This window comes from Ferrimonas marina (assembly GCF_900129905.1).
Classification (GTDB): domain Bacteria; phylum Pseudomonadota; class Gammaproteobacteria; order Enterobacterales; family Shewanellaceae; genus Ferrimonas; species Ferrimonas marina.
In genome coordinates this window covers 225,267-245,761 of record NZ_FQXG01000008.1, presented here as the reverse complement: position 1 = coordinate 245,761, position 20,495 = coordinate 225,267, and the positions used below count along the sequence as shown (strand labels likewise).

Genomic DNA, 20,495 nt, shown 5'->3' with positions numbered 1-20,495 from the left:
TCCCTCAACGCTGCGCCCGCTGAACCCGTCGTTCACGCAGCCCGTGCCGGCCCACCGCCAGGGACACCGAACTCGACCGCCATTAATAGTAGTCCAAGAAAAGATGGTTAAAGATAACAGGGTGTTACATAAGGCAGGTCAGCGCCAAAACGGCCTGGGTAGCGCTGCAACAGGGTCAAACCGCCATTTGAGCCAAAAGCAAAATAACTTAATGTTTACTGGTAATTACGTTTGAGCATAAGGCATAACCAAGCGTCACTTCCGCCCGCTTCGTCAAGGGATAAGCTATGGTCATCTGGGTAACTGACCGCCCCTTCCGAAAACTGCAGGAAAGCAAACCATGGCAAAGATTTACGAAGACAACTCCCTCTCCATCGGTAACACCCCGCTGGTACGCCTCAACCGCGTAACCGAAGGCAGCAACGTGCTGGCCAAGGTGGAAGCACGGAACCCGTCGTTCAGCGTAAAGTGCCGCCTGGGTGCCAACATGATCTGGGACGCCGAGAAAAAAGGCCTGCTGGGCCCGGGCAAAGAGATCATCGAGCCCACCTCCGGTAACACCGGCATCGCCCTGGCCTTCGTCGCGGCTTCCCGTGGCTACGCCCTGACCCTGACCATGCCCAACACCATGAGTCTGGAGCGCCGCAAGCTGCTCAAGGCGCTGGGTGCCAACCTGGTGCTGACCGAAGGTGCCAAGGGGATGAAAGGCGCCGTGGCCAAGGCCGAAGAGATCCTGGCCAGCGATCCGGACAAGTTCGTGCTGCTGCAACAGTTTGAGAACCCGGCCAACCCGGCAATCCACGAACAGACCACCGGCCCCGAGGTGTGGAACGACACCGATGGTGAGGTTGACGTCTTCGTTGCCGGTGTCGGCACCGGTGGCACCATCACCGGTACCGCCCGCTACCTCAAAGGCACCAAGGGTAAGGATGTCCTCACTGTCGCGGTGGAGCCGGAAGACTCTCCGGTGATCGGTCAGGCCCTGGCTGGCCAGGAACTGACCCCGGGTCCGCACAAGATCCAGGGTATCGGCGCCGGCTTTATCCCCGGCAACCTGGACCTGGAACTGGTTGACCAGGCCGTAACCGTCAGCAACGACGACGCCGTGGCCATGGCCCGCCGTCTGATGGAAGAGGAAGGGATCCTGGCAGGCATCAGCTCCGGCGCTGCCGTCGTGGCCGTCAACAAGTTGATCGCCGCCAAGCCCGAGCTGAAGGACAAAACCATTGTGGTGGTACTGCCTTCCGCTGCCGAGCGTTACCTCTCATCCGTGCTGTTCGCCGGGATGTTTAGTGATCAAGAAAACGTTCAGTAAGTGATCCCTTTCAACCTCTGAATAAAGGCGGCCCTCGGGTCGCCTTTTTTACTTGGCCCCGGTTCTAACTGAAGGCAAACTAGCTGAAAACAGTTACAAAAAAACAAGACAAGGACGCGGTTATGTCTGTGTTGCGCCAACTCTCCATCTCGCTTCGCCTGCTGCTTCTGCTCGGTCTGGCTGCCTTTGGCACCCTGACCTACACCTACCTGGGACTCAGTGAGCAGCGTCAGCAACTGCTGTACAGCGAAAACCAGCATCACCAGCAGACCGTGTCCGCGATGAGCACCCTGCTGCGTAGCATCCAGTGGCAAGACGCTGGCGACACCGCCTGGCAACAGTCCGATCAGCTGGTGGATGTGCTCAGTGCCGATGGCCAGTGGCACCTGGGTAACGCCCAACAGGCCAGTTGGCGCGGAGTCTTGGATCACAACCGGGTGCAGGCAGCACTGCAAAGCGGACGCGACCAGGACCTGGCGCTGGAGGAGATCTCCAACCGAGAAGGCTGGCTCAGCATCCGTCAGCTCGGTGGTGAGACCCTGATTTTGGCCACCGACGTGGCCCGCATCGACCGCCAAATGGGCGAGATCATGAAGACCTACGCCATCTTCCTGCTGGCGCTGTCGCTGCCGCTGGCCGCCCTGTTCCTGCTGCTGAACTTCTCCATCACCCAGCCGCTCAACGCTGCCAACGCCGCCCTGGCTGAGATCGCCGACGGCGATGGCGACCTGAAGCGCCGCCTGGATGACAGCGGGCAGGATGAGATCGCCCGCTTCAGCAACAGCTTCAACCACTTCAATGCCAAGCTGGCGGACATGATCACCCAGCTTAAGCCAATCGGAAACAACGTCAGTGAGAGCGCGGCCCGACTGACCGTCACCGCCCACGAAAGCCAGCAAACCGGCCAGCGGATGCACCAGGAGACCCAGTCGGTGGCCAGTGCCATGAACCAGATGCTGGCCAGCACCGGTGAGGTGGCCCAGTCCGCCCAATCCGCCGCCAACGAGGCAGTCGCGGCACACCAGGAGGTGCAGAGCTGCCGCAGTGCGGTGCAGTCCACCCACACCCTGGTGAAGACCTTCTCCTCGGATCTGCACCAGACCGCTCACACCGCCGATGAGCTGGCACGCCACAGTGCCGAGGTGGGCAACATCCTCGAGGTGATCCGCAACATCGCCGACCAAACCAACCTGCTGGCTCTTAATGCGGCCATCGAGGCGGCCCGGGCCGGCGAGCACGGCCGTGGCTTTGCGGTGGTGGCCGATGAGGTGCGTGCCCTGGCCAACCGGACCCAGGCCAGCACCGATGAGATCCAGGCCATCGTCGACAACATCCACAGCGGGGTTAACCAGGTGACTGACGCCGCTGCCAGCTCGATGGATCAGTTCCAGCAGCTGGAGAGCCAGTCCAGCCAGGCCAACCAGGCGTTGGACAGCATCGTCGGCGCCATCACCGCCATCGAGCAGCGCAACAGCCAGATTGCCGCGGCCACCGAAGAGCAAAGCCAGGTGTCCAACGAGATCAACCACAACGTCCAGGCCATCGCCGAGCTGACCGAGGCCACGGTGAAGGCGGATGAAAGCCACCTGGTGGCGGCCCAGTCGCTGGAGCAGATGGGTCAACAGCTGGACGGGGAGCTGGAACGTTTCAAGGTTTAAGGCCTGACAGCCACACCGAAACGGCGCCCCTCAGGCGCCGTTTTTTTCACGCTATACAACTCCATCCACTTGCGGTCATTTGACCCATCCCCACCCTGAGCAGTATCCTTACGCCACCAACGCAGTTGCCCGGTGGGCCCAGAATTACCATGATCCAACGCGCCGTCACCATCTCCGCTCCTCACGGCCTTCATACCCGGCCCGCCGCCCTGCTGGTGAAAGCCGCCCAGGACTTCCCCTGCACCATTACTGTCCTTAGCCAGGGCCGACAAGCCAGCGCCAAGAGCCTGTTTCGGCTACAAACGCTGGATCTTCGCTACGGCACTGAGATCACCCTGCAGGCGGAAGGTGAGCAGGCGGAACAGGCGATAGACCGGCTCAGCGATATGCTATCGGATCTCAAGTAGAGGACAGACAAGGATGTCGAAGGTCTTCACCGCCACCGCCATCAGCCCCGGCCTCGGCCTGGGACAACTGCAACGCTGCAACAGCTACCGCATCAGCACCCCCAACCCCGATCCCGCTCAGCTTCTCGCCCAGGAGTGCCTGGCCCTGCAGGGGCTGCTGCAACGTCAGGACCTACCCCAGGATCAGCGCCAGCTGCTGGAAGCCGACCACCTGATGCTGTCGGATCCCGAGCTGCTCGAGGCGCTACAACAGCGATTAGGCCAAGGGGATTCCCTGGCCCAGGTCCTGCGCCAGCTGTTTGCCGAACACGCCGAGGTGCTCGCCTCCCTGCCGGATCCGGAGCTGGCCAAGCGGGCCAACGACATGCACCAGCTGGGCGAACGCCTGGCGCGGCAAAGCCTGGGACAAAACCTGCAATTGCCGCAGATCCTGCCGGAGCCCACCATCTTGGCGGTACCGGATCTCACCGCCGCCGAATTCATCCAGCTGCCCAAAGAGAACCTGCAAGGCGTGGTGCTGGGCCAGGGCAGTGCCACCGATCACCTGGCCATCCTGCTACGCAGTGCCGGGATCCCCGCGTTGGTGCTCACCGACGCCTGCGGTCGACTCAGTAGCGGCCCCACCCTGATCGACGGCGATCGAGGCCAACTGACCCTGGGCCAAAACGAAGAGGAGCTGCAGCTGTTTACCCAGGCGCTGGCCCGTTGGCAACGCCAGCAGCGACTCTATCAGCAGGGGATGGAGAAGCCGGCGCACACCGCCGATGGCGACGAGATCTGGCTGGGCGCCAACATCGGTACCGAGGAGGAAGCCAGCCAGGTGCTGGAGTTTGGCCTGGATGGCATCGGTTTGTTGCGCACCGAGTTTCTCTACATGGCGGAAGGGGGCTGGCCCGACAGCGAGCGCCAGCTGATCATGTACCGGGCCATCGCCGAGCAGCTCGACGGCAAGCCTTTGGTGATCCGCACCTTCGATTTTGGTGCCGACAAGAACCTGCCGGGCCTGGCGCAAGAGGAGCCCAACCCGGCCCTCGGCCTTCGGGCCATCCGGCTGGGACTGCAGCAGCCTGAGCGACTGCGCCAGCAGCTTCGTGCCATTGTCCGGTTAGCCGACGAGTTCCCGGTGCGATTGCTGCTGCCGATGATCAGCCTGCCGGAAGAGGTGGAGATGGTCCGCTCACTGCTGGACCAGGTCCAAAACGAGTGCCGGCTGGCCCCCCGCTTACCGGTGGGGGTGATGATCGAAACCCCGGCGGCGGCGATGAGCCTGGATCTGCTGGCACCGCTGGTGGACTTTGCCAGCATCGGCAGCAACGACCTGGCCCAGTATTGTCTGGCCGCCGACCGACTGCACGCCCGACTGACCCCCCACTACCCGGCTCTCAGCCCGCCGGTGTTGCGATTGCTGCAACACATCTGCCAGCAGGCCCAGGTCCATAAACTGCCGCTGTCCATCTGCGGCGAGCTCGGCGCCGATCTCAAGGCGATCGATCTGCTGTTGGCGATGGGGCTGCGCAGCTTCAGCATTCCCGCCCGCCAGTGTGGACCGGTGAAGCACCGGATGGCCCAATACCGTGACCAGTGGGGTCAGATCCTGCTGGACCAGGCCCTGGCCTGTGCCAGTAATGATGCCCTGAGCACGCTGTTAAACGATTGTGTTAACAATGGATTATCAGCTACCATTGAGGCTATCTCCAGTCCCCCAGCTCACCGCTCCGACTAGCACGTTACTAAGGGTATTTCATGGGTTTTCTCAGCCGCTTACGTCGCATCATCGCCAATCGTGATCTCCCCGCCGAAGGGGTCGAGATCCTGGCACCGGTCTCCGGCGAGCTGGTGCCGCTGGAGCAGGTGCCCGACGTGGTATTTTCCGAGAAGATCATCGGCGACGGCGTAGCCATCAACCCCCAGGGTGACACCGTGGTGGCCCCCATCGATGGCACCATCGGCCGTCTGTTCGACGCCAACCACGCCTTTTCGCTGGAATCGCCGCTGGGCCTGGAGCTGTTTGTCCACTTTGGCATCGACACCGTGGAGCTGGGTGGCGCGGGCTTTAAGCGCCTGGCGGAAGAGGGGCAGCAGGTGCGCGCCGGCGATCCCATCTTCCAGTTCGACCTGCCCTACCTGCAAGAGCACGCCCGCAGCGTGCTGACCCCGGTGATCATCGCCAACATGGAAGACGTGGAGACCCTGCAAAAACGCAGTGGCACCGTGGTGGCCGGCACCACGCCCATCTTCCAGGTCTCCATGCGCTCCTAACCCACGCCCTCAACGGGTCGCCAACTGTGGCGTGCCCTGTCGAACCTTCCGCTCTTCCCGTCGCGTCAGGTACAAACTGGCGCCAATCATCACCGCGGCACCCAGCCAAAGCTGACCCGGTGGCACCGTACCCATCACCCAGAACCCCACCAACACGTTAAACGGCAGCTTGGCCAGGTCGAACGGCTGGATGTAGGACGCCTCGGCGCTCTGGTAGGCCTTGGTCAGCGACAGCTGGGCCAGGCCAGTGAGCACCCCAGAAAGCAGCAACAGCGGCCACATCTGGGCTTCAGGCCAGGCCAACACCGGCGCCGCTACCATCAGGTTGAACGGCAGGGTCAGCACAAACAGGTAGAACACCACGGTGGTGGGCGATTCGCCCTGGCGCAGCTGCGACTTGGTGATCAGGGAATACACCGCCCAGCAGACGGCAGCCACCACCGGCAACAGCGCCGAGGGGTGAAAGTCCTCGCTCCAGGGCGCCAAAATCAGCATCGCCCCGGCAAAGCCAAACAAGGTGGCCAGGCCCCGTGGCGCATCCACCCGCTCCTTAAGGAACAGGGCAGAACCGACGGTGACAAACAGCGGCGAGGTCATCAGCAGTGCAATCGCCTGCCAGATGGGCACTGGGTAGGCCAGGGCCCAGAGCCAGAACTGGATGCCGGCCACAGCAACGGCCACCCGGAGTACATGCACCCCGGGTTGGCGGGTTTTGAGGCTGCGCAGCAGGCCCTGACGAGCCATCCAGGGCAACAACACCAGGGTGGCGATGCTGTACTGCACCAGGGCGACATTGGAAAACTGGTAGCCCATCACAAAGGCGATCCACTGGTTGGTGCTGTTGATGACGGCAAAGGCCAGGCCACTGAGCAACATCCAGAAGGCACCCCAGAGAGGGGAATGGGAAGACTGATCCATACAAACTCCACGTTGGATCAGGACAGACGCGGGCCTCGGCCGAATACTCGACCAAGGTGGTTGCCGCGTTCTCTTTCATCCGGACTGTCACCGTCGGCTCCGGAGTCACACCGGATCTGCTGTCCCCGGCCAGGCCGGGCGCTCGCGGGCTGCCCCTAAGGGATCACCGCCGGTAGGGAATTGCACCCTGCCCTGAGAATTCGACATGCCCACGAGGGGCTTGGCCATTCTACGCCCCCTGCCAAGGCGCAAACAAGCCAGGCCGGTCACATTTAGCCCGGCCATGGCCCCGCGTCTTGCGGCCCTGCCAAAGGCAATGCCACAATGCCAGCCAATCAGACCGTTAATTGGAGAGCACAGGGATGATCCTGTACGGAATCAAGTCCTGCGACACCGTTCGCAAGGCGCGCAAACATCTGGACCAACAAGGCTGCCAGCACAACTTCCACGACTTTCGCGAAGCCGGCCTGGACAGCGACACCCTGGCGCGCTGGCTAACCCAGGTGGAGTACACCACCTTGCTGAATACCCGCTCCACCAGCTGGCGTGCACTGGACGACAGCGACAAGCAGGATCTCGATCAGGCCAAGGCAGTGCGCCTGATGCTTGCCAACCCCACCCTGGTCAAGCGCCCGGTGCTGGAAGCCAGCGGTGCCGTATTGGTAGGCTTTAAGGCCGCCGACTACGACGCCTGGATCGCTCAGCATGGCTGAGTCCGAGGTACTACAGCTGGCCAAAGCGCTGATCGCTCGGCGCTCGGTCACCCCGGAGGACGCCGGCTGCCAGCAGATGATGGCCGAGTACCTGGCACCGCTGGGCTTTGATATTGAGTCGATGGTGTTTCACGACACCACCAACCTGTGGGCCCGCCGTGGTCAGGCCCGGCCGCTGTTCTGCTTCGCCGGCCACACCGACGTGGTGCCGCCGGGGGACGAACGCCAGTGGCACACGCCGCCGTTTGAGCCGGTGGTGAAGGACGGCATCTTGTACGGTCGCGGCGCGGCCGATATGAAGGGCTCGCTGGCCGCCGCTCTGGTGGCCACCCGACGCTTCGTCGAGGCCCACCCGGAGCATGCCGGTGCCATCGCCTTTCTCATCACCTCCGACGAAGAGGGGCCGTTCATCAACGGCACCATCAAGGTGGTGGAGACCCTGGAAGCGCGCAACGAGAAGATCGACTGGTGTATCGTCGGCGAGCCCTCCAGCACCAACAAGCTGGGGGACGTGGTCAAGAACGGTCGCCGTGGCAGTCTCACCGGCCAGCTGACCGTCAAAGGCGTGCAGGGCCACGTGGCCTACCCTCACCTGGCGGCCAACCCGGTGCACCTGGCGGCTCCAGCCCTGGCAGAGCTGGCCGACACCGTCTGGGATCAGGGCAACGCCTTCTTCCCACCCACCAGCTTCCAGATCGCCAACATCGCCGCCGGAACCGGTGCGCCTAATGTGATCCCCGGTGATCTGTCAGTCCAGTTCAACTTCCGTTTCTGCACCGAGAGCCGGGCCGACAACCTTAAGGTGCGGGTGATGGAGATCCTCGACCGCCACGGCCTGGAGTATGACCTGGACTGGGTGCTCAACGGTGAGCCCTTCCTGACCGACCACGGTGCCCTGCTACAGGCCACCGCCGAGGCGATCGAGGAGATCACCGGCTCCCCCACCGATCCCCAGACCACCGGCGGCACCTCCGACGGTCGCTTTATCGCCCCCACCGGGGCACAAGTGGTGGAGCTGGGCCCCTGCAACGCCACTATCCACAAGGTCAACGAGTGTGTCTCAGTGGACGACCTGGATGAGCTGGCGCTGTGTTACCAAAGGATCATGGAGAAGCTATTGTGCTGACCCCCTCGCAACTGCTGGGCCTGGATGATGAACACCTGGTGGACTGCCAGGGCCAGCGGCTGGAGCGGCGCACCGCCCGCGCCTTTGAGGCGATGGCCAAAGGCGCCAACGAAGCGGGCTTTGCCCTTAACATCTGCTCCGGCTGGCGCTCGTTTGAGCGTCAGCAGCGGATCTTCAACGGCAAGGCGCGGGGCGAACGCCCGCTGCAGGATGGTCAGGGACGTGCCTGTCAGGTGGAGCAGATGAGCGAGGCGGACATCCTCGACGCCATCCTGGCCTGGTCGGCACTGCCGGGCACCTCTCGTCATCATTGGGGCACGGATCTGGATGTCTACGACGGCAACCGGATCGAGGCCAGTGCACTGAAACTCGAGCCTTGGGAATACCAGGAAGGTGGGCCCTGCCACGAGCTGAGCCAGTGGCTGGAGCAGAACATGGCGGACTACGGCTTCTTTCGCCCCTACCGGGAGGATCTCGGTGGTGTGCGGCCCGAGCCCTGGCACCTGAGCTACCAGCCCTTAGCCGTGCCGGCGCTGAAGCAGTTTGATGCCCAGGCCCTGGCCGAGCTGCTGGAAGGCAGCGATCTGGCGCTCAAACAGAGCGTGCTGGCGCAGCTGCCGGGACTGATCGACCGCTACTGCTTTCGCATCGCCGAGGCCTGACGGGCCGCCAAGTCCGACAACACCCCCTGGTGCCGTGCTACCGCCTCGGCAACGGCCTCAGGCAACCACATCAGCTTGCGCGTGACCGGGTCCTCCAGCAGCCGCGCCGCCTGCGCCATCAACTCATCGACCTGCTGCTTCGATGCCTGGCTATCGGCTTTGTCCCTGAGTATCTCTGCCACTTTCGGCAGGCTGTCGGTCAGCTCCTCATGCGCCTGAGCCCCAGCCCAGATGCGATAGTGCGACATTACTGCATCGCCCCGTTGATTGAACCCGGCGCTGCCACCAAACTCCCGCTCGATACACTCGGCCGGCCCCAGCCCTGCCGTGCGGTGCTGACGCACCTGCTGATAGCACGCCACCCACTGGTCAATCTGGGCAGCACTGAGCTGCTGAGCAGCTTGAGTTGCCCAAGCCATGGACACCAGCATCAGGCTGAAAAGGCACAAACACAGACGCAGGCTCATTTGACCAAGGCCAGCACCGACTTGAACACCGGATCGTCACAACGCTCGGTCAGCTCAAACAGCGCCATCTCGATGCCGGTCAGGCTGGCGCCCAGTTGCTGCATCTTATCCAGCCCCAGCTGTCGGTTGGCCTCGGTGCGAGACGCCACGGCATCGATCACCACCTCCACCTGGAAGCCCTGCTCCAGCAGTTGCCGGGCGGACTGATAGACGCAGACGTGGGTTTCGATGCCGCACAGCAGCAACTGATTTCGGCCCAACTGGTTGATGGCGGCCAGCAGCTCCGGTTCGGCGCCGCAGCCAAAGGCCATCTTGTGGTAACAGGGCAAGCCCTCAAGCTCGGCCTGTAGCGTCGGATGGGTGGGCCCAAGCCCCTTGGGGTTTTGCTCAACCCACACCACAGGGAGATCCAATAGCCTGGCCCCGCGGATCAACACCGCCAACCGCTGGATCAGGCCCTCAGCATCCACCATCAGGCTGGCCAACTTGCCCTGCACATCGATCACCACCAGGGCACACTGTTCTCGTTTCAACATGATCAAACTCCCTCTGATCTCACTGATCCCATCCTCGCCAAGTTACTCGGATCGGCCAATTGCACCAAGGTAGTAGGCTAAAAACCCCGGTTCACTCGATAACCAAAGCTTTTTTTCACTCGAAACCGACTGGTCGAGCCAAATAATTACTCACTCTGCGCAAGGTTCTGATACTATGGGCGAGTGGCTGCGCACTGAAGCCTTGTCTCTGTATACGCCCCTACGCGGACTCTGCTGTAGATTTGCTCCAAAGCGCATGTGTTAAAGCCTTACCAGGCGCACTCGCCAGCCACGCTCCGCGCACGTTGCGCTTAATATTGATGTTATAGGAATATCCCCATGTCCCAGACTACCGGCACCGTTAAGTGGTTTAACGAAGAGAAAGGTTTTGGTTTTATCACTCCGGACAACGGCGGTGCTGACGTATTCGTACACTTCCGCGCTATCCAGTCCGACGGTTTCAAGACCCTGGCTGAAGGCCAAAAGGTTGCTTTCGACGTTGAGCAAGGCCAGAAAGGTCCTCAAGCGGCGAACGTTACCAAGGTGTAAGCACCCTGATTGAGAAAAAAGCCGGCATCTGCCGGCTTTTTTTCTGCCCGAAATTCCCTCGGCGGTATTGTCATCCCCCTGACAATAAGCTGTCACCGGATTGCAACCTGGCCGAGCCAAACTGCGCAGCGTATTCCATAGCAGCCGAGCGGCCGCTGTGAGTCAGCCTTATCTTCACTGCCTAGTTTGCCCCATGCCTTGCCTGGGGCTTTTTTCTGCCTGGTCCCAGGACGCCATCGACCGGTATCCCGGCCACTGGCCAATACGAGCCAACCACGCCTGGATCGCCGGATAGGCCTGCAACGCGAAACCGCCCTCGTCGGCCACGTGGGTATAAGCGTAAAGACTGATGTCCGCCAAACTGGGTTGCTGACCACACAGATAGGGCTGCTGGCTCAGCGCCTGCTCCATCACTGCCAGGGCCTTATGCCCACCCGCCTGCTTGGCCTGATGCTCCGCCTGTCGTTCTGGGGGCAGTCCCAAAAAACGCTGAATGTAGCGAGCTACTGCGATGTAGGGCTCGTGACTGTACTGCTCAAAGAACTGCCACTGCAGCATCCGGGCACGTGTCAGGGCATCGCCGGGCAACCACTGGGTGTCCTCGGCCAGGTAGTGAAGAATGGCGTTGGACTCCCACAAGGTCTCCGCAGCACCGTCGGCGTTTTGCCACTTGAGGATCGGCACCTTGGCGTTGGGGTTGAGCTTGATCAGCTCCTTAACTTCCCCTCCGACCACATCCACCCGTACCAGGGTCAGAGGCCGCTGTAGCAGCGATGCCAGCAGCAGCACCTTGTAGCAGTTACCGGAGTAGGGATCGCCGTACAGTGTCATCATCCTGATTCTTCCTTAACACGGGGTTTGGCCCAGCTTAACGCAACCCAAGGGCTGGGCGGTTTGACTTTCTCCAGTCAGCAACTATCCGTTAATCATGGAATAAACCAAGGGAATACCCCATCAATGAGCCAGCCTGGAGCGGCCGACACCTTTTGCGAGGAGTGTAATCAGCACTACCGGCTGGGCCGTGCCCGTGCCGGCCAGTCGTTGAAGTGTCGCCGTTGCGGCCACGCTCTGCGCCATGTGCCGCGCCAACCGCTGCAGGCACCTCTGGCCTTGGCCATCGCCGCCCTGTCACTGTTTCCCCTCATCTTCTGCTTCTCCTTCTTGGGAATCAGCCAGGGGGGCAACACCACCGCCATCGAGTTTTGGCAGACCACCAGTGGCCTGACCGAGGGTTACTACTACCTGGTGGCCACCCTGCTGGTGTTGGGGCTGATGCTGTTCCCGCTGATTGACCTGGTTATCATCGCCTACCTTTATGGACAGCTGGCGCTGGGACACAAACCGGAGCACGCCAAGCCTCTGCTGTTGGTGCATCATCAACTGCGCATGTGGCTGATGGTGGATGTGTTCCTGATCGGCGTGCTGGTGGCGCTGGTGAAGATCACCGCCTACGCCGATATCCAGTTTGGTCTCTCCTTCTGGGCCTTTTGCCTGTTCGTCTGCCTCTACCTGGCGACCCTGACCAGCGTCGACCGCCACTACCTGTACCAGCAGTGCCTGGGGCCATTGCAGACAGTCAATCCCGCGCCCAATCAGCCGCTTTGGCCCTGCAGCCACTGCCACCAGCTCAACCTGGAGCCCGGGCGATGCCGCCGCTGCCAGGCTTCCCTGCAGCAACGCAAGGCCGGTGGTTTGGAGCGGCCCCTGGCGTTCTTGCTGGCGGCGGTGGTGCTCTACATCCCCGCCAATGTGCACCCCATCATGACCACCTCCACCTTGGGGGTCGCCGAGCCCTCCACTATCCTCGGTGGCGTGGTGCTGCTATGGCAGTTGGAGGATTACCCCATCGCCCTGGTGATCTTCATTGCCAGCGTCTTTGTGCCTATTGCCAAGATGATCGCCATCGCCTGGTTGTGCTGGACGGTGTACCGGCGCCAGCCCCACTCACCGCAGGAGATGACCCGGATGTACCGCATTACCGAGTTCATTGGTCGCTGGTCGATGATCGATGTCTTTGTGGTGGCCCTACTGGCGGCGCTGATCCAGATCCAGGGGCTGGCCAACGTCACCCCGGGACCCGCCGCCGTCTCCTTCGCTGCCGTGGTGGTTTTGACCATGCTCGCCGCCGCCAGCTTTGACCCTCGCCTAATTTGGGACCACTGTGCCGATGCAAGCCATGGATAGCAAAAGCGTCAAACGAAACCGCATCGCCACCATCTGGCTGATCCCGGTGATCGCGGTATTGATAGGCCTGTGGATGGTGCTGAGCTTCTGGCTGCGCCAGGGGCCGATGATCGAACTGACGGTGGCCAACGCCGAAGGGCTGGAGGCGGGTAAAACCAAGATCCGCCTCCAGAGCGTGGAGATCGGCACCATCAAGACCATTGCCCTGGACAAAGAGCTGCGCGGTGCCGTGATCCAGGCTCGGATCAACAAGGAAGCCAGGGAGGCCCTGGTGGAGGATTCACTGTTCTGGGTGGTGAAACCCCGGGTTGGCCGCAGCGGTGTGAGCGGTCTGTCGACCCTGTTCTCCGGCGCCTACATCGAGCTCAAGCCCGGTACCAGCCGCAGGGAAAGGCGTAACTTCGAGCTGCAGGAGACACCGCCAGTGGCCGGCCCCGATACCCCAGGCACCCGCATTGAACTGATGAGCTTTCGCCGCCTGTCGGTCGGCGAAGGCACCAGCATCCGTTACCGCGGTTTCGAGGTGGGCAAGATAGAGAGTGTCACCTATCTGCCAGACCAGGACCAGGTGCGCTCCCAGGCCTTTATCTTCTCCCCCTTCGACGACCTGATCAATCAGCAAAGCCGTTTCTGGCAGGTGCCGGGGCTGGAGGTCAGCCTCTCGTCGGCGGGCCTGAATATGAGCATGGAATCACTGGATTCGCTGATTAACGGCAGCATCACCTTTGGTCTGCCAGAAGGCGTTAAAGCCGGCGGGCCGATCCAGGATGAGCACTCTTTTACCCTTTTTGCTGATCGCCAAGCGATGGAAGACAGTCGACTGGAGCATGACCTGGAGTACGTGCTGCTGTTCAACCAGTCGGTGGCCGGGCTGATGCAGGGCTCACCCGTCACCTATCGCGGCATTCAGATTGGAGAGGTGGAAGAGGTCCCCTGCCGCGCGCTCACAGAGATTGACGCGGTAACCGACTCTGGTGCTATCCCGGTGCTCATCGTTATCCAGTTGGATCGATTTGAGAGCGATCTGGATGCCAGCTTCAGCGAGGCCTGGCGCAGCAAGTTCGATAAGTGGGTGCAGAATGGCCTAAGAGCCACCCTCGGCACCAGCAACCTGCTGACCGGCGCTAAAGCGATCACCTTTGCCTTCGAAGACGAGCCCACCGACGTTTCAGAGCAAGTCGCCCTGGGGGAAATTCTGCCGTATCCAATCATCCCCACGGTAGAAAACGACTTTGGCGCCCTGGCCAGCAACCTCAATGCGGTCTTGGAGAAGATCGCCGAGCTGCCGATGGAGCCATTGCTGCTCAACACCAACCAACTGGTGGCAGACCTGGATAAGACAGTGAATGCCCTGACGGTGACCGCCGGAGAGGTCAATGGTTTGCTCTCCGAGACCCAGCAAGAGCAACTGATCCCCGAGCTGCGCAACACCCTGACCCAGCTCAACGAAACCCTTGCAGGGCTGGAACCCAATGCCCCCATCTACCACCAGCTGGAGCAAAGCCTGGCGGAGCTGAACCGGCTGATGAACCAGATGGAGCCACTGATGCACAGCCTGGGCCGCAAGCCTGACGCCCTGGTCTGGGGCGAGGACGCCCTGCCCGACCCTGAGATTGAGGTATCCCCATGAACCGGCTGCTAATCCTGATCGGCCTCTCTGCACTGCTGTGCGTCGGTTGCAGCAGCAACCCCTCGCCCAGTTACCACTCCCTCAGCGATCGGCCGCTCACTATGGCGTCGGTCAGCGACCGTCCCGGCGAGTTGTGGATCGAGCCGGTTCGGCTGGACAGCCAGGTGCGCCACGTGGGGCCGGTGTTGATGATGCCAGAGGGTCACCTGCACCTCAGTCGTCACCAGCTCTGGGCGGCCCCGCTGCAGGATCAGCTGCAGCGACTGACCCAGGAGAGCTTGCAAGCGGCGCTGCCGCAATGGCAGCAACACACCTCCCCATCTGCCTGGCGCCTGCGCATCGAGGTCAGTCGGTTGTTTGGCAGCCCCAATGGCGAGGTGTTTCTGACCGGGCAGTACAGCCTGTTTCAGGGTGACCAGTTGCAGTGGCAACAGAGCTTTCAGCACCAGGCCCAACAGGACCAGGCAGGCTACGTAGCGATGACCGAACAGATGAGGGCGTTGTGGCAGCAGCAGATGACCGTCATCGCCCAGCAACTGGCTTCCGCTCCGATTCAACCCTAGCCCGGCCCTGGCACCATCCGACCTAGGCCCCGCGATTAAACCGGAGCCTCCCCGCGAAGCCGCTATGCTTGAGTCTTCATCTGGACCTAAGGAGCGGCACCATGAATTGGCGCAAGCTATTCAAACCCAGCAGCAGGTACTCGGTTTCCACCCTGGTGGCGGTGGGGGTGGTGATCGGTGTGGTCGGCTATTTCGCCATGCAGCAGACCCTGCACGCCACCAGTACTGACGAGTTCTGCATGACCTGCCATAGCAATCATTCGCTTAAGGATGAGGTGCTGGCCTCGGCCCACGGCAACAACCGGGCCGGAGTGGTGGTGCAGTGTCAGCAGTGCCACATTGCCCAGGAGCCGTTCAACTACCTGGTGAAGAAGATCGTAGTGTCGAAGGATATCTGGGGCTATCTCACCATTGATGGCTTTAACACCCAGGAGTGGCTGGAGGCCAATCGGAAGGAGCAGGCGGATCTGGCGCTGGCCTACCTGAAGCGGATCGACTCCTCCACCTGCCAGAATTGCCACAACCAGGTGACCCAGGAGGCACCGGAGGCGATGAAGACCATGGCGGCGCGGATGCACGCCGCCAACTATAAAAAGGAACCGGACCAGCGCCGAACCTGCGTGGATTGCCACAAAGGGGTGGCGCACCCCTATCCCAAGGGGTGAGGCTACTCCGGAACTAACCACTCCACCTTGAAGTTGGCCTGGGGAGACTGGGCCAGGCGCTCGGTCAGCCAGGGCAGCAGATCGCGCATCTGCTGTTCCAGCTTCCAGGGGGGATTGATCACTATCATACCCGAGCCGGTCATGCCGCGCTCGCCGGTATCCGCCATCACGTTCATCTCGATCTGCAGGATCTTGCGCACCCCGCTGGCCTGCAGCTGCTTTTGTACCTGCTCGATGTCACGGCGATACACCACCGGATACCACAGGGCAAAGGTGCCGGTGGCCCAGCGCTTGATGCCCGCCAGAACGCCTTTGACCAGGTCGTTGTACTCGCCCTTGAGCTCGTACGGCGGGTCAATCAACACCACACCACGACGCTCCTTGGGCGGCAGGGCTGCCTTGAGCCGCTGGTAGCCATCCTCCTGGTAGACCCGGGCCCGGCGATCACCGGCAAACTCCTGCACCAGGCGCGGGTGGTCGGTGGGGTGCAATTCGGTCATCACCAGCCGATCCTGCTCTCTGAGCAGCTTGGCCGCCAGTAGCGGGCTGCCGGGGTAGTAGCGCAGGTTGCCACTGGGATTGAGGGCCTTCACTGCCGCCAGGTAAGGGTGCAGTGCTTCCGGGCAGTCTTGCTGCCATAGCCGGCCAATGCCATCGATGTACTCGCCGGTCTTCTCGGCATGCTCGGCACTGAGGTCATAGCGACCGGCCCCGGAGTGGGTATCGTGGTACACGAAGGGTTTCTCTTTGCCCTTCAGGGCTTCCAGGATCAGAGCCTGAACGCAGTGTTTGAGCACATCTGCATGGTTGCCAGCGTGGTAGCTGTGACGGTAGGAGAGCATGGGTCGCCTCAATTGCCGCAGGAAAGTGGGCGTATACTACTGCTTTTGCCACTGTCTCGCTTGCTTTTGCCGCCCATCCGGACGGCGATGAGCATAAAAACAGCCAGGGGCACCCGATTGGGTGCCCCTGGCGTGTGCAACACAAGTTTACTTCCGACGACGCAGGCGCAATGCCCCAGCGATACCCAGGAACATCGCCCCGAGGCTGCCTACCAATGGCCAAACCGAAGCGGTAGAGGGCAGATAGGCGATCTCTTCGATGACCACCTCTTCCACCGGCATCTGGCTCACCGCATGCACAACCTCAAAACGGTCGTTGGGGATAAAGAACTGCATCTCGTAACCACGAGGCAAGGTATCAAAGGCCACCTCATCGTTCACCTTGATGCGGTTATCCACCTTGACCGTCACCTCTTTCTTGGTGCCATCGTTGGCATGAACCAAGAGATCGGCCCGGTTATTGGGGCGCATCCGCACAAACTCGGCGATCATCTCGACATGCACCTCACCGTCGCGCATCACTACCGATTGACAGGCTTCCGCCGCATTCGGGAACTTGTCCAACACATCCTGGTGCCACTCGATGTCACTGCAATCCACCGCATGGGCAGAAAAGCTCATCACAGATAACAGGGCCGCCGCAGTCAGGCCTTGCTTGAACCATTTCATAATTCACTCCTAAATTCAGAAGGTTCTAAGACCCATCGAGGCGACGGGCCTGGACGATATACCGCTGTGGCGCATGACCTACGTAGTAAAACGGGTAACACGTAATCAAGGTTATTGAAGGTACTTCCATTGGCGCCATTACATGCACATCCTTGGGCTCGACTATCAACACATCAGAGATCTCAAACTGATGCGATTCCCCTGTCACGGTGGCGAGCTGGATCCGGTCACCCAGTTCCAACTCCCCTAACCGACGAAAAAAGCTGTCTCGGTGGGCGGCCAGCGACAGGTTATGGGTCCCATCCCACTGGCCACGGGTGGGCACCCGCCCTACCCCTTTGTTCAATATTCGCTCCTCGACCCCTTCGAACACCGCCACCGTCAAGTCGATACGTTCGATGGTGAGTAGCGCCATCGGGCTGTCGCTGCCCTGTTCCAGCGCTTGCTGGTAGTGAGTTTTACGACCGGCGGACCAGAGTGACTGATCGGGCTCTGGCACTGCCAACGCCGGTGTTTCGTCCTCGGCTGCCGAAGCCACGGGTTCACTGACAGCATCAACGCCCTGCTGGGCCTCGCTTTGCTCTGCCACCGCCGTCGCCGCCAGGGCCTGACGCATCTGCTCAAACTCTGCGATGCCCTCGCTCGCCCCAACCTGGGCATGAAGCCTGGACAGCAAAAAGGCCAGCATCGCCGCAGAGCCGATGCCCCAGCACACCCATTCCAGCCATCGCCCTAGCCGATTCGACACGCCATCCCGCCAACGCATTTTGTTTCAATATGTGTAAGGTTTAGTACACCACACCAGAATGGCGAGCCATTACAGAGCATTTATCCAACATGGAGCAGAAAGGCGGCAAGATACGGCAGGGTAAGGTAAAGGCGGGCCAAAGCGGCTGGCTCGACAGCCCAGCAGGGGCCGCGTAGGTTAGCTGTTGTACAGCAGGCGCTGCCAATGACGATGGCAGGTATCAGATCCTAGGTGCCAAAGCGGCTCTGAACCTCGCTGACATGGCTTTTTTCCATGTTGTGCCGACAACAAGGGTCAGTGGCGCAAAACCGATAGTCCAGCAGGAGGCTGGTAGATGACAGCAGACAGCCCGATTGTGGTCTCGGAGCGCAGTTGTGACGGCCCCTAAGGCAGAGTCCCGCTGGGACCAGGGCTGGTTGGTGCGCCTGACCGATCGCCTTCCCCACCCGTTTTGGCTATTCCTGCTGCTGTGGGCCAGCGTAGCCCTGCTCTCAACCTTGCTGGCCGGGCGAGGCGGCGTGGCCCACCCCAGCAGCGGCGAGTGGGTCACCATCCAGCCGTTGCTGTCCCAGTCCGGCCTGAGCTACACCCTGACCCACTTGATCAGCAACTTCGTCGAGTTTCGGCCCCTTGGCCTGGTACTGACCATGATGCTGGCACTGGGGGTGGTACAGCAAACCGGCCTGGCCGAGGCGGCGATGATCGCACTGCTGCGCCGCAGCGCCCGCGGCTGGATCACCCCCATGGTGGTGCTGGTCGGGATCATCGGCAACCTGGCATCGGATGCCGCCATCGTGCTGGTACCTCCCATCGCCGCAATGATGTTCCACTCGGTGGGCCGCTCACCCTTGGTGGGGGTGCTGGTTGGCTTCGTCTCCGTGTTCGCTGGCTTTACCGCCAATCTCTTTATCTCCGGCACCGATCTGCTGATCTCGGGGATCTCCACCGAGGTGGCGCAAAGCCTTGATCCCTCCGCGGTAGTGGCCCCCACCGCCAACTGGTACTTCATGTGCGCGTCGGTGCCATTGATTGTGCTGGTGATCACCTTGGTGACCCACAAGGTGGTGGAGCCGAGGATCGTCCCCATTCCGATAGAATCCATCGCCCCCAAGGGCCAGCAACCGACCCTGACCCCTGCCCAACGGCAGGGGCTGCGCAGCGCGGCCCTGGTGGCGATGCTCTACTTGGTTGGCTTAGTCGTGTTGGCGTTGTGGCCCGAGTCGGGCCTGCGAAATCCGCAGGGGGGCTGGCTGCCTTCGCCGGCACTGCGGGGCGTGGTACCCCTGCTGATGGGGTTCTTTCTGGCCACCGCCTGCGCCTACGGTCGACGCAGCGGAACCCTGGCCCATTGGGCGGATCTGCCGCGGATGATGGAGCAGGCAATCCGGGAGATGGCCCCCTTCCTGGTGCTGCTGTTCGTGGTGGCACAATTCATCGCCAGCTTCGAATGGACCAACCTGGCGGTGGTACTGGCGGTGCAGGGGGCCGAGGCGCTGTCGAGCTGGGCCATTGCACCGGAAACCACGCTGCTTCTGTTCATCCTGCTGACCGCCAGCCTCAACCTGCTGGTGTTTAGCGGTTCCGCTCAATGGTCACTGATGGCCCCGGTGTTCCTGCCGATGCTGATGCTCAGCGGCATAGAACCTGCCACCATTCAGGCTGCGTTTCGGCTGGCGGACTCCTCCACCAATGTGATCAGCCCGGTGAATCCCTACCTGCCGATGATCCTGCTCTACCTGCACCGCTACCAGCCCCGCTTCAGCCTGGGCTTGTTGCTCAGCAGTGCCCTGCCCTACAGCCTGGCCCTGTTGCTGTGCTGGACCGGATTGTTCCTGCTTTGGCAGCAGCTTCAGTGGCCATTGGGGATTGGCTAACAGAAACAAAAACGCCCGCCGACGAGAGTCAGGCGGGCGTTCCGTATTGGGTTTTTAACCCCGGGGATCTTTGTCGTTATCGTGGCCATCGGCCAAACGATTCGCCAATGCGTCAATCGCGCGATCCACCAAAGGGGATACAATGGGCACCAGCAACGCTGATACAACCAAGGACTTCACTATCATTTCGACCTCCAAGGTGCGTCAGTGTCGCACCTAGCATTAGACTTTAGTCTAATACTTATTGGACTTTTCGTCCTCTAATCATCGATCTTTTCACTGAATCGACGCTCAATCGCGTCGACAATAAACGCCCAAGCCGTTGAAAAGAAGGGACGAAGTAACCAAGTTAAGGGGATCGCCAACATACAGAGCAGCAAGGCATCGATCATTATTATTTTCTCCAACCTGCAAACAGAAGGCGACAAGGGTAAGGCGTTTACGGCTGGCGATGTTATCAGTCCCTTTTCGCAAAAAATACGGCATACCACCCGGGAAAACATAAATTATCTGCACTTAGTGTTTAAGCGCATGATTTTTATATTTAAAAGGCTATGTGATCCACATCTGATTATTATAATGTGGTGCCGAACCGCTAACATCCTGGCCCGCGGCTCGGCCCGCCGTCATCAGGGTGCAAGCTAACCCGACTGCCCTGGCGGGTAAAGCCTTTTTTATTTAACATTACTTATCAGACACTTAAGCTCAAA

Annotated in this window: 21 protein-coding genes and 1 riboswitch; of the genes, 14 read left to right on the top strand and 7 right to left on the bottom strand. The window is 61.1% G+C overall.

Annotated features, from left to right (window positions below; translation table 11 throughout):
* The first annotated feature begins 340 nt into the window (after positions 1 to 340).
* From cysK to crr, 5 genes are all read left to right on the top strand, one after another.
* A complete protein-coding gene (gene cysK / locus BUC04_RS19255) occupies positions 341 to 1,315 on the top strand; it encodes a cysteine synthase A (RefSeq protein WP_067664780.1) in 975 nt (324 codons plus the stop codon).
* 122 nt (positions 1,316 to 1,437) lie between these two features.
* Positions 1,438 to 2,973 (top strand): methyl-accepting chemotaxis protein, encoded by a 1,536-nt coding sequence (locus BUC04_RS19250; protein ID WP_067664778.1) that lies wholly within the window; start codon positions 1,438 to 1,440, stop codon positions 2,971 to 2,973.
* 149 nt (positions 2,974 to 3,122) lie between these two features.
* The gene (locus BUC04_RS19245) at positions 3,123 to 3,380 is read left to right on the top strand and encodes an HPr family phosphocarrier protein (RefSeq protein ID WP_067664776.1); all 258 of its coding nucleotides are present in this window, start codon (positions 3,123 to 3,125) and stop codon (positions 3,378 to 3,380) included.
* A gap of 13 nt (positions 3,381 to 3,393) precedes the next feature.
* Positions 3,394 to 5,103: a phosphoenolpyruvate--protein phosphotransferase gene (ptsP, locus tag BUC04_RS19240; RefSeq protein ID WP_067664774.1), complete on the top strand. Its 1,710-nt coding sequence runs from the start codon at positions 3,394 to 3,396 to the stop codon at positions 5,101 to 5,103.
* A gap of 20 nt (positions 5,104 to 5,123) precedes the next feature.
* Positions 5,124 to 5,639, top strand: coding sequence for a PTS glucose transporter subunit IIA (gene crr / locus BUC04_RS19235; RefSeq protein ID WP_067664772.1), 516 nt, complete (start codon positions 5,124 to 5,126; stop codon positions 5,637 to 5,639).
* A gap of 9 nt (positions 5,640 to 5,648) precedes the next feature.
* On the opposite strand, the gene BUC04_RS19230 is transcribed toward crr, so the two are convergent.
* The gene (locus BUC04_RS19230; RefSeq protein WP_067664770.1) at positions 5,649 to 6,557 is read right to left on the bottom strand and encodes a DMT family transporter; all 909 of its coding nucleotides are present in this window, start codon (positions 6,555 to 6,557) and stop codon (positions 5,649 to 5,651) included.
* Positions 6,558 to 6,620: 63 nt separating this feature from the next.
* Positions 6,621 to 6,761: riboswitch (FMN riboswitch) on the bottom strand.
* Positions 6,762 to 6,919: 158 nt separating this feature from the next.
* Here BUC04_RS19230 and BUC04_RS19225 point away from each other — a divergent pair.
* From BUC04_RS19225 to BUC04_RS19215, 3 genes are read left to right on the top strand one after another with little or no spacing between them, the layout of a single operon-like run.
* A complete protein-coding gene (locus tag BUC04_RS19225; RefSeq protein ID WP_067664768.1) occupies positions 6,920 to 7,270 on the top strand; it encodes an ArsC family reductase in 351 nt (116 codons plus the stop codon).
* Positions 7,263 to 8,396 carry a succinyl-diaminopimelate desuccinylase gene (gene dapE / locus BUC04_RS19220; RefSeq protein WP_067664766.1) on the top strand — a complete coding sequence of 378 codons (1,134 nt, stop codon included), beginning with the start codon at positions 7,263 to 7,265 and terminating at the stop codon, positions 8,394 to 8,396. Before BUC04_RS19225 ends, dapE begins: the two co-directional genes overlap by 8 nt.
* A complete protein-coding gene (locus tag BUC04_RS19215) occupies positions 8,390 to 9,058 on the top strand; it encodes a M15 family metallopeptidase (protein WP_067664764.1) in 669 nt (222 codons plus the stop codon). The genes dapE and BUC04_RS19215 overlap by 7 nt, the downstream gene beginning before the upstream one ends.
* Here the strand turns inward: BUC04_RS19215 and BUC04_RS19210 are convergent.
* Both BUC04_RS19210 and BUC04_RS19205 read right to left on the bottom strand, forming a co-directional pair.
* Positions 9,031 to 9,477: a hypothetical protein gene (locus BUC04_RS19210; protein WP_143165801.1), complete on the bottom strand. Its 447-nt coding sequence runs from the start codon at positions 9,475 to 9,477 to the stop codon at positions 9,031 to 9,033. The two genes, BUC04_RS19215 and BUC04_RS19210, sit on opposite strands and share 28 nt — an antisense overlap.
* Before the next feature lie 44 nt (positions 9,478 to 9,521).
* Positions 9,522 to 10,061 carry a hydrolase gene (locus tag BUC04_RS19205; protein ID WP_067664760.1) on the bottom strand — a complete coding sequence of 180 codons (540 nt, stop codon included), beginning with the start codon at positions 10,059 to 10,061 and terminating at the stop codon, positions 9,522 to 9,524.
* A gap of 339 nt (positions 10,062 to 10,400) precedes the next feature.
* Between BUC04_RS19205 and cspE the strand changes: the two genes are divergently transcribed.
* Complete coding sequence (gene cspE, locus BUC04_RS19200) at positions 10,401 to 10,610, top strand: transcription antiterminator/RNA stability regulator CspE (RefSeq protein ID WP_067664758.1); 210 nt, start codon at positions 10,401 to 10,403, stop codon at positions 10,608 to 10,610.
* A gap of 174 nt (positions 10,611 to 10,784) precedes the next feature.
* Here the strand turns inward: cspE and BUC04_RS19195 are convergent, their stop codons facing one another.
* Positions 10,785 to 11,441: a glutathione S-transferase family protein gene (locus BUC04_RS19195; RefSeq protein ID WP_073326100.1), complete on the bottom strand. Its 657-nt coding sequence runs from the start codon at positions 11,439 to 11,441 to the stop codon at positions 10,785 to 10,787.
* Between the two features lie 126 nt (positions 11,442 to 11,567).
* Here BUC04_RS19195 and BUC04_RS19190 point away from each other — a divergent pair, with 126 nt between their 5' ends.
* The 4 genes from BUC04_RS19190 to BUC04_RS19175 all read left to right on the top strand — a co-directional run bounded on the left by BUC04_RS19190 (position 11,568) and on the right by BUC04_RS19175 (position 15,652).
* Positions 11,568 to 12,794, top strand: a complete 1,227-nt coding sequence (locus tag BUC04_RS19190) for a paraquat-inducible protein A (protein WP_067664753.1) — start codon at positions 11,568 to 11,570, stop codon at positions 12,792 to 12,794.
* Entirely contained in the window at positions 12,787 to 14,424 is a 1,638-nt protein-coding gene (gene pqiB / locus BUC04_RS19185; RefSeq protein WP_159437709.1) for an intermembrane transport protein PqiB, read from the top strand. The genes BUC04_RS19190 and pqiB overlap by 8 nt, the downstream gene beginning before the upstream one ends.
* On the top strand, positions 14,421 to 14,987 hold the full coding sequence (locus BUC04_RS19180; RefSeq protein WP_067664750.1) for a PqiC family protein: 567 nt from the start codon (positions 14,421 to 14,423) through the stop codon (positions 14,985 to 14,987). The genes pqiB and BUC04_RS19180 overlap by 4 nt, the downstream gene beginning before the upstream one ends.
* A 101-nt stretch (positions 14,988 to 15,088) precedes the next feature.
* Entirely contained in the window at positions 15,089 to 15,652 is a 564-nt protein-coding gene (locus BUC04_RS19175) for a NapC/NirT family cytochrome c (RefSeq protein ID WP_067664748.1), read from the top strand.
* Between the two features lie 2 nt (positions 15,653 to 15,654).
* Here the strand turns inward: BUC04_RS19175 and BUC04_RS19170 are convergent, their stop codons facing one another.
* The 3 genes from BUC04_RS19170 to BUC04_RS19160 all read right to left on the bottom strand — a co-directional run bounded on the left by BUC04_RS19170 (position 15,655) and on the right by BUC04_RS19160 (position 17,911).
* A complete protein-coding gene (locus BUC04_RS19170; RefSeq protein WP_067664746.1) occupies positions 15,655 to 16,494 on the bottom strand; it encodes a 23S rRNA (adenine(2030)-N(6))-methyltransferase RlmJ in 840 nt (279 codons plus the stop codon).
* A 147-nt stretch (positions 16,495 to 16,641) separates the two neighbouring features.
* Positions 16,642 to 17,163: a hypothetical protein gene (locus tag BUC04_RS19165; RefSeq protein ID WP_067664744.1), complete on the bottom strand. Its 522-nt coding sequence runs from the start codon at positions 17,161 to 17,163 to the stop codon at positions 16,642 to 16,644.
* 25 nt (positions 17,164 to 17,188) lie between these two features.
* Entirely contained in the window at positions 17,189 to 17,911 is a 723-nt protein-coding gene (locus BUC04_RS19160) for a class D sortase (protein ID WP_159437708.1), read from the bottom strand.
* Between the two features lie 374 nt (positions 17,912 to 18,285).
* On the opposite strand from BUC04_RS19160, the gene BUC04_RS19155 reads away from it, so the two are divergent.
* Entirely contained in the window at positions 18,286 to 19,785 is a 1,500-nt protein-coding gene (locus tag BUC04_RS19155) for an AbgT family transporter (RefSeq protein ID WP_067664740.1), read from the top strand.
* The last annotated feature ends 710 nt before the right edge of the window (positions 19,786 to 20,495 follow it).

Excerpts from the sequence above, each read along its gene's own strand:
- cspE (WP_067664758.1), top strand. The coding sequence starts at position 10,401 with ATGTCCCAGACTACCGGCACCGTTAAGTGGTTTAACGAAGAGAAAGGT.
- BUC04_RS19190 (WP_067664753.1), top strand. The coding sequence starts at position 11,568 with ATGAGCCAGCCTGGAGCGGCCGACACCTTTTGCGAGGAGTGTAATCAG.
- BUC04_RS19225 (WP_067664768.1), top strand. The coding sequence starts at position 6,920 with ATGATCCTGTACGGAATCAAGTCCTGCGACACCGTTCGCAAGGCGCGC.
- BUC04_RS19230 (WP_067664770.1), bottom strand. The coding sequence starts at position 6,557 with ATGGATCAGTCTTCCCATTCCCCTCTCTGGGGTGCCTTCTGGATGTTG.
- BUC04_RS19180 (WP_067664750.1), top strand. The coding sequence starts at position 14,421 with ATGAACCGGCTGCTAATCCTGATCGGCCTCTCTGCACTGCTGTGCGTC.
- BUC04_RS19210 (WP_143165801.1), bottom strand. The coding sequence starts at position 9,477 with ATGGCTTGGGCAACTCAAGCTGCTCAGCAGCTCAGTGCTGCCCAGATT.
- BUC04_RS19165 (WP_067664744.1), bottom strand. The coding sequence starts at position 17,163 with ATGAAATGGTTCAAGCAAGGCCTGACTGCGGCGGCCCTGTTATCTGTG.
- dapE (WP_067664766.1), top strand. The coding sequence starts at position 7,263 with ATGGCTGAGTCCGAGGTACTACAGCTGGCCAAAGCGCTGATCGCTCGG.
- BUC04_RS19205 (WP_067664760.1), bottom strand. The coding sequence starts at position 10,061 with ATGTTGAAACGAGAACAGTGTGCCCTGGTGGTGATCGATGTGCAGGGC.
- ptsP (WP_067664774.1), top strand. The coding sequence starts at position 3,394 with ATGTCGAAGGTCTTCACCGCCACCGCCATCAGCCCCGGCCTCGGCCTG.
- BUC04_RS19195 (WP_073326100.1), bottom strand. The coding sequence starts at position 11,441 with ATGACACTGTACGGCGATCCCTACTCCGGTAACTGCTACAAGGTGCTG.
- crr (WP_067664772.1), top strand. The coding sequence starts at position 5,124 with ATGGGTTTTCTCAGCCGCTTACGTCGCATCATCGCCAATCGTGATCTC.
- BUC04_RS19170 (WP_067664746.1), bottom strand. The coding sequence starts at position 16,494 with ATGCTCTCCTACCGTCACAGCTACCACGCTGGCAACCATGCAGATGTG.
- BUC04_RS19175 (WP_067664748.1), top strand. The coding sequence starts at position 15,089 with ATGAATTGGCGCAAGCTATTCAAACCCAGCAGCAGGTACTCGGTTTCC.
- BUC04_RS19245 (WP_067664776.1), top strand. The coding sequence starts at position 3,123 with ATGATCCAACGCGCCGTCACCATCTCCGCTCCTCACGGCCTTCATACC.
- pqiB (WP_159437709.1), top strand. The coding sequence starts at position 12,787 with ATGGATAGCAAAAGCGTCAAACGAAACCGCATCGCCACCATCTGGCTG.
- cysK (WP_067664780.1), top strand. The coding sequence starts at position 341 with ATGGCAAAGATTTACGAAGACAACTCCCTCTCCATCGGTAACACCCCG.
- BUC04_RS19250 (WP_067664778.1), top strand. The coding sequence starts at position 1,438 with ATGTCTGTGTTGCGCCAACTCTCCATCTCGCTTCGCCTGCTGCTTCTG.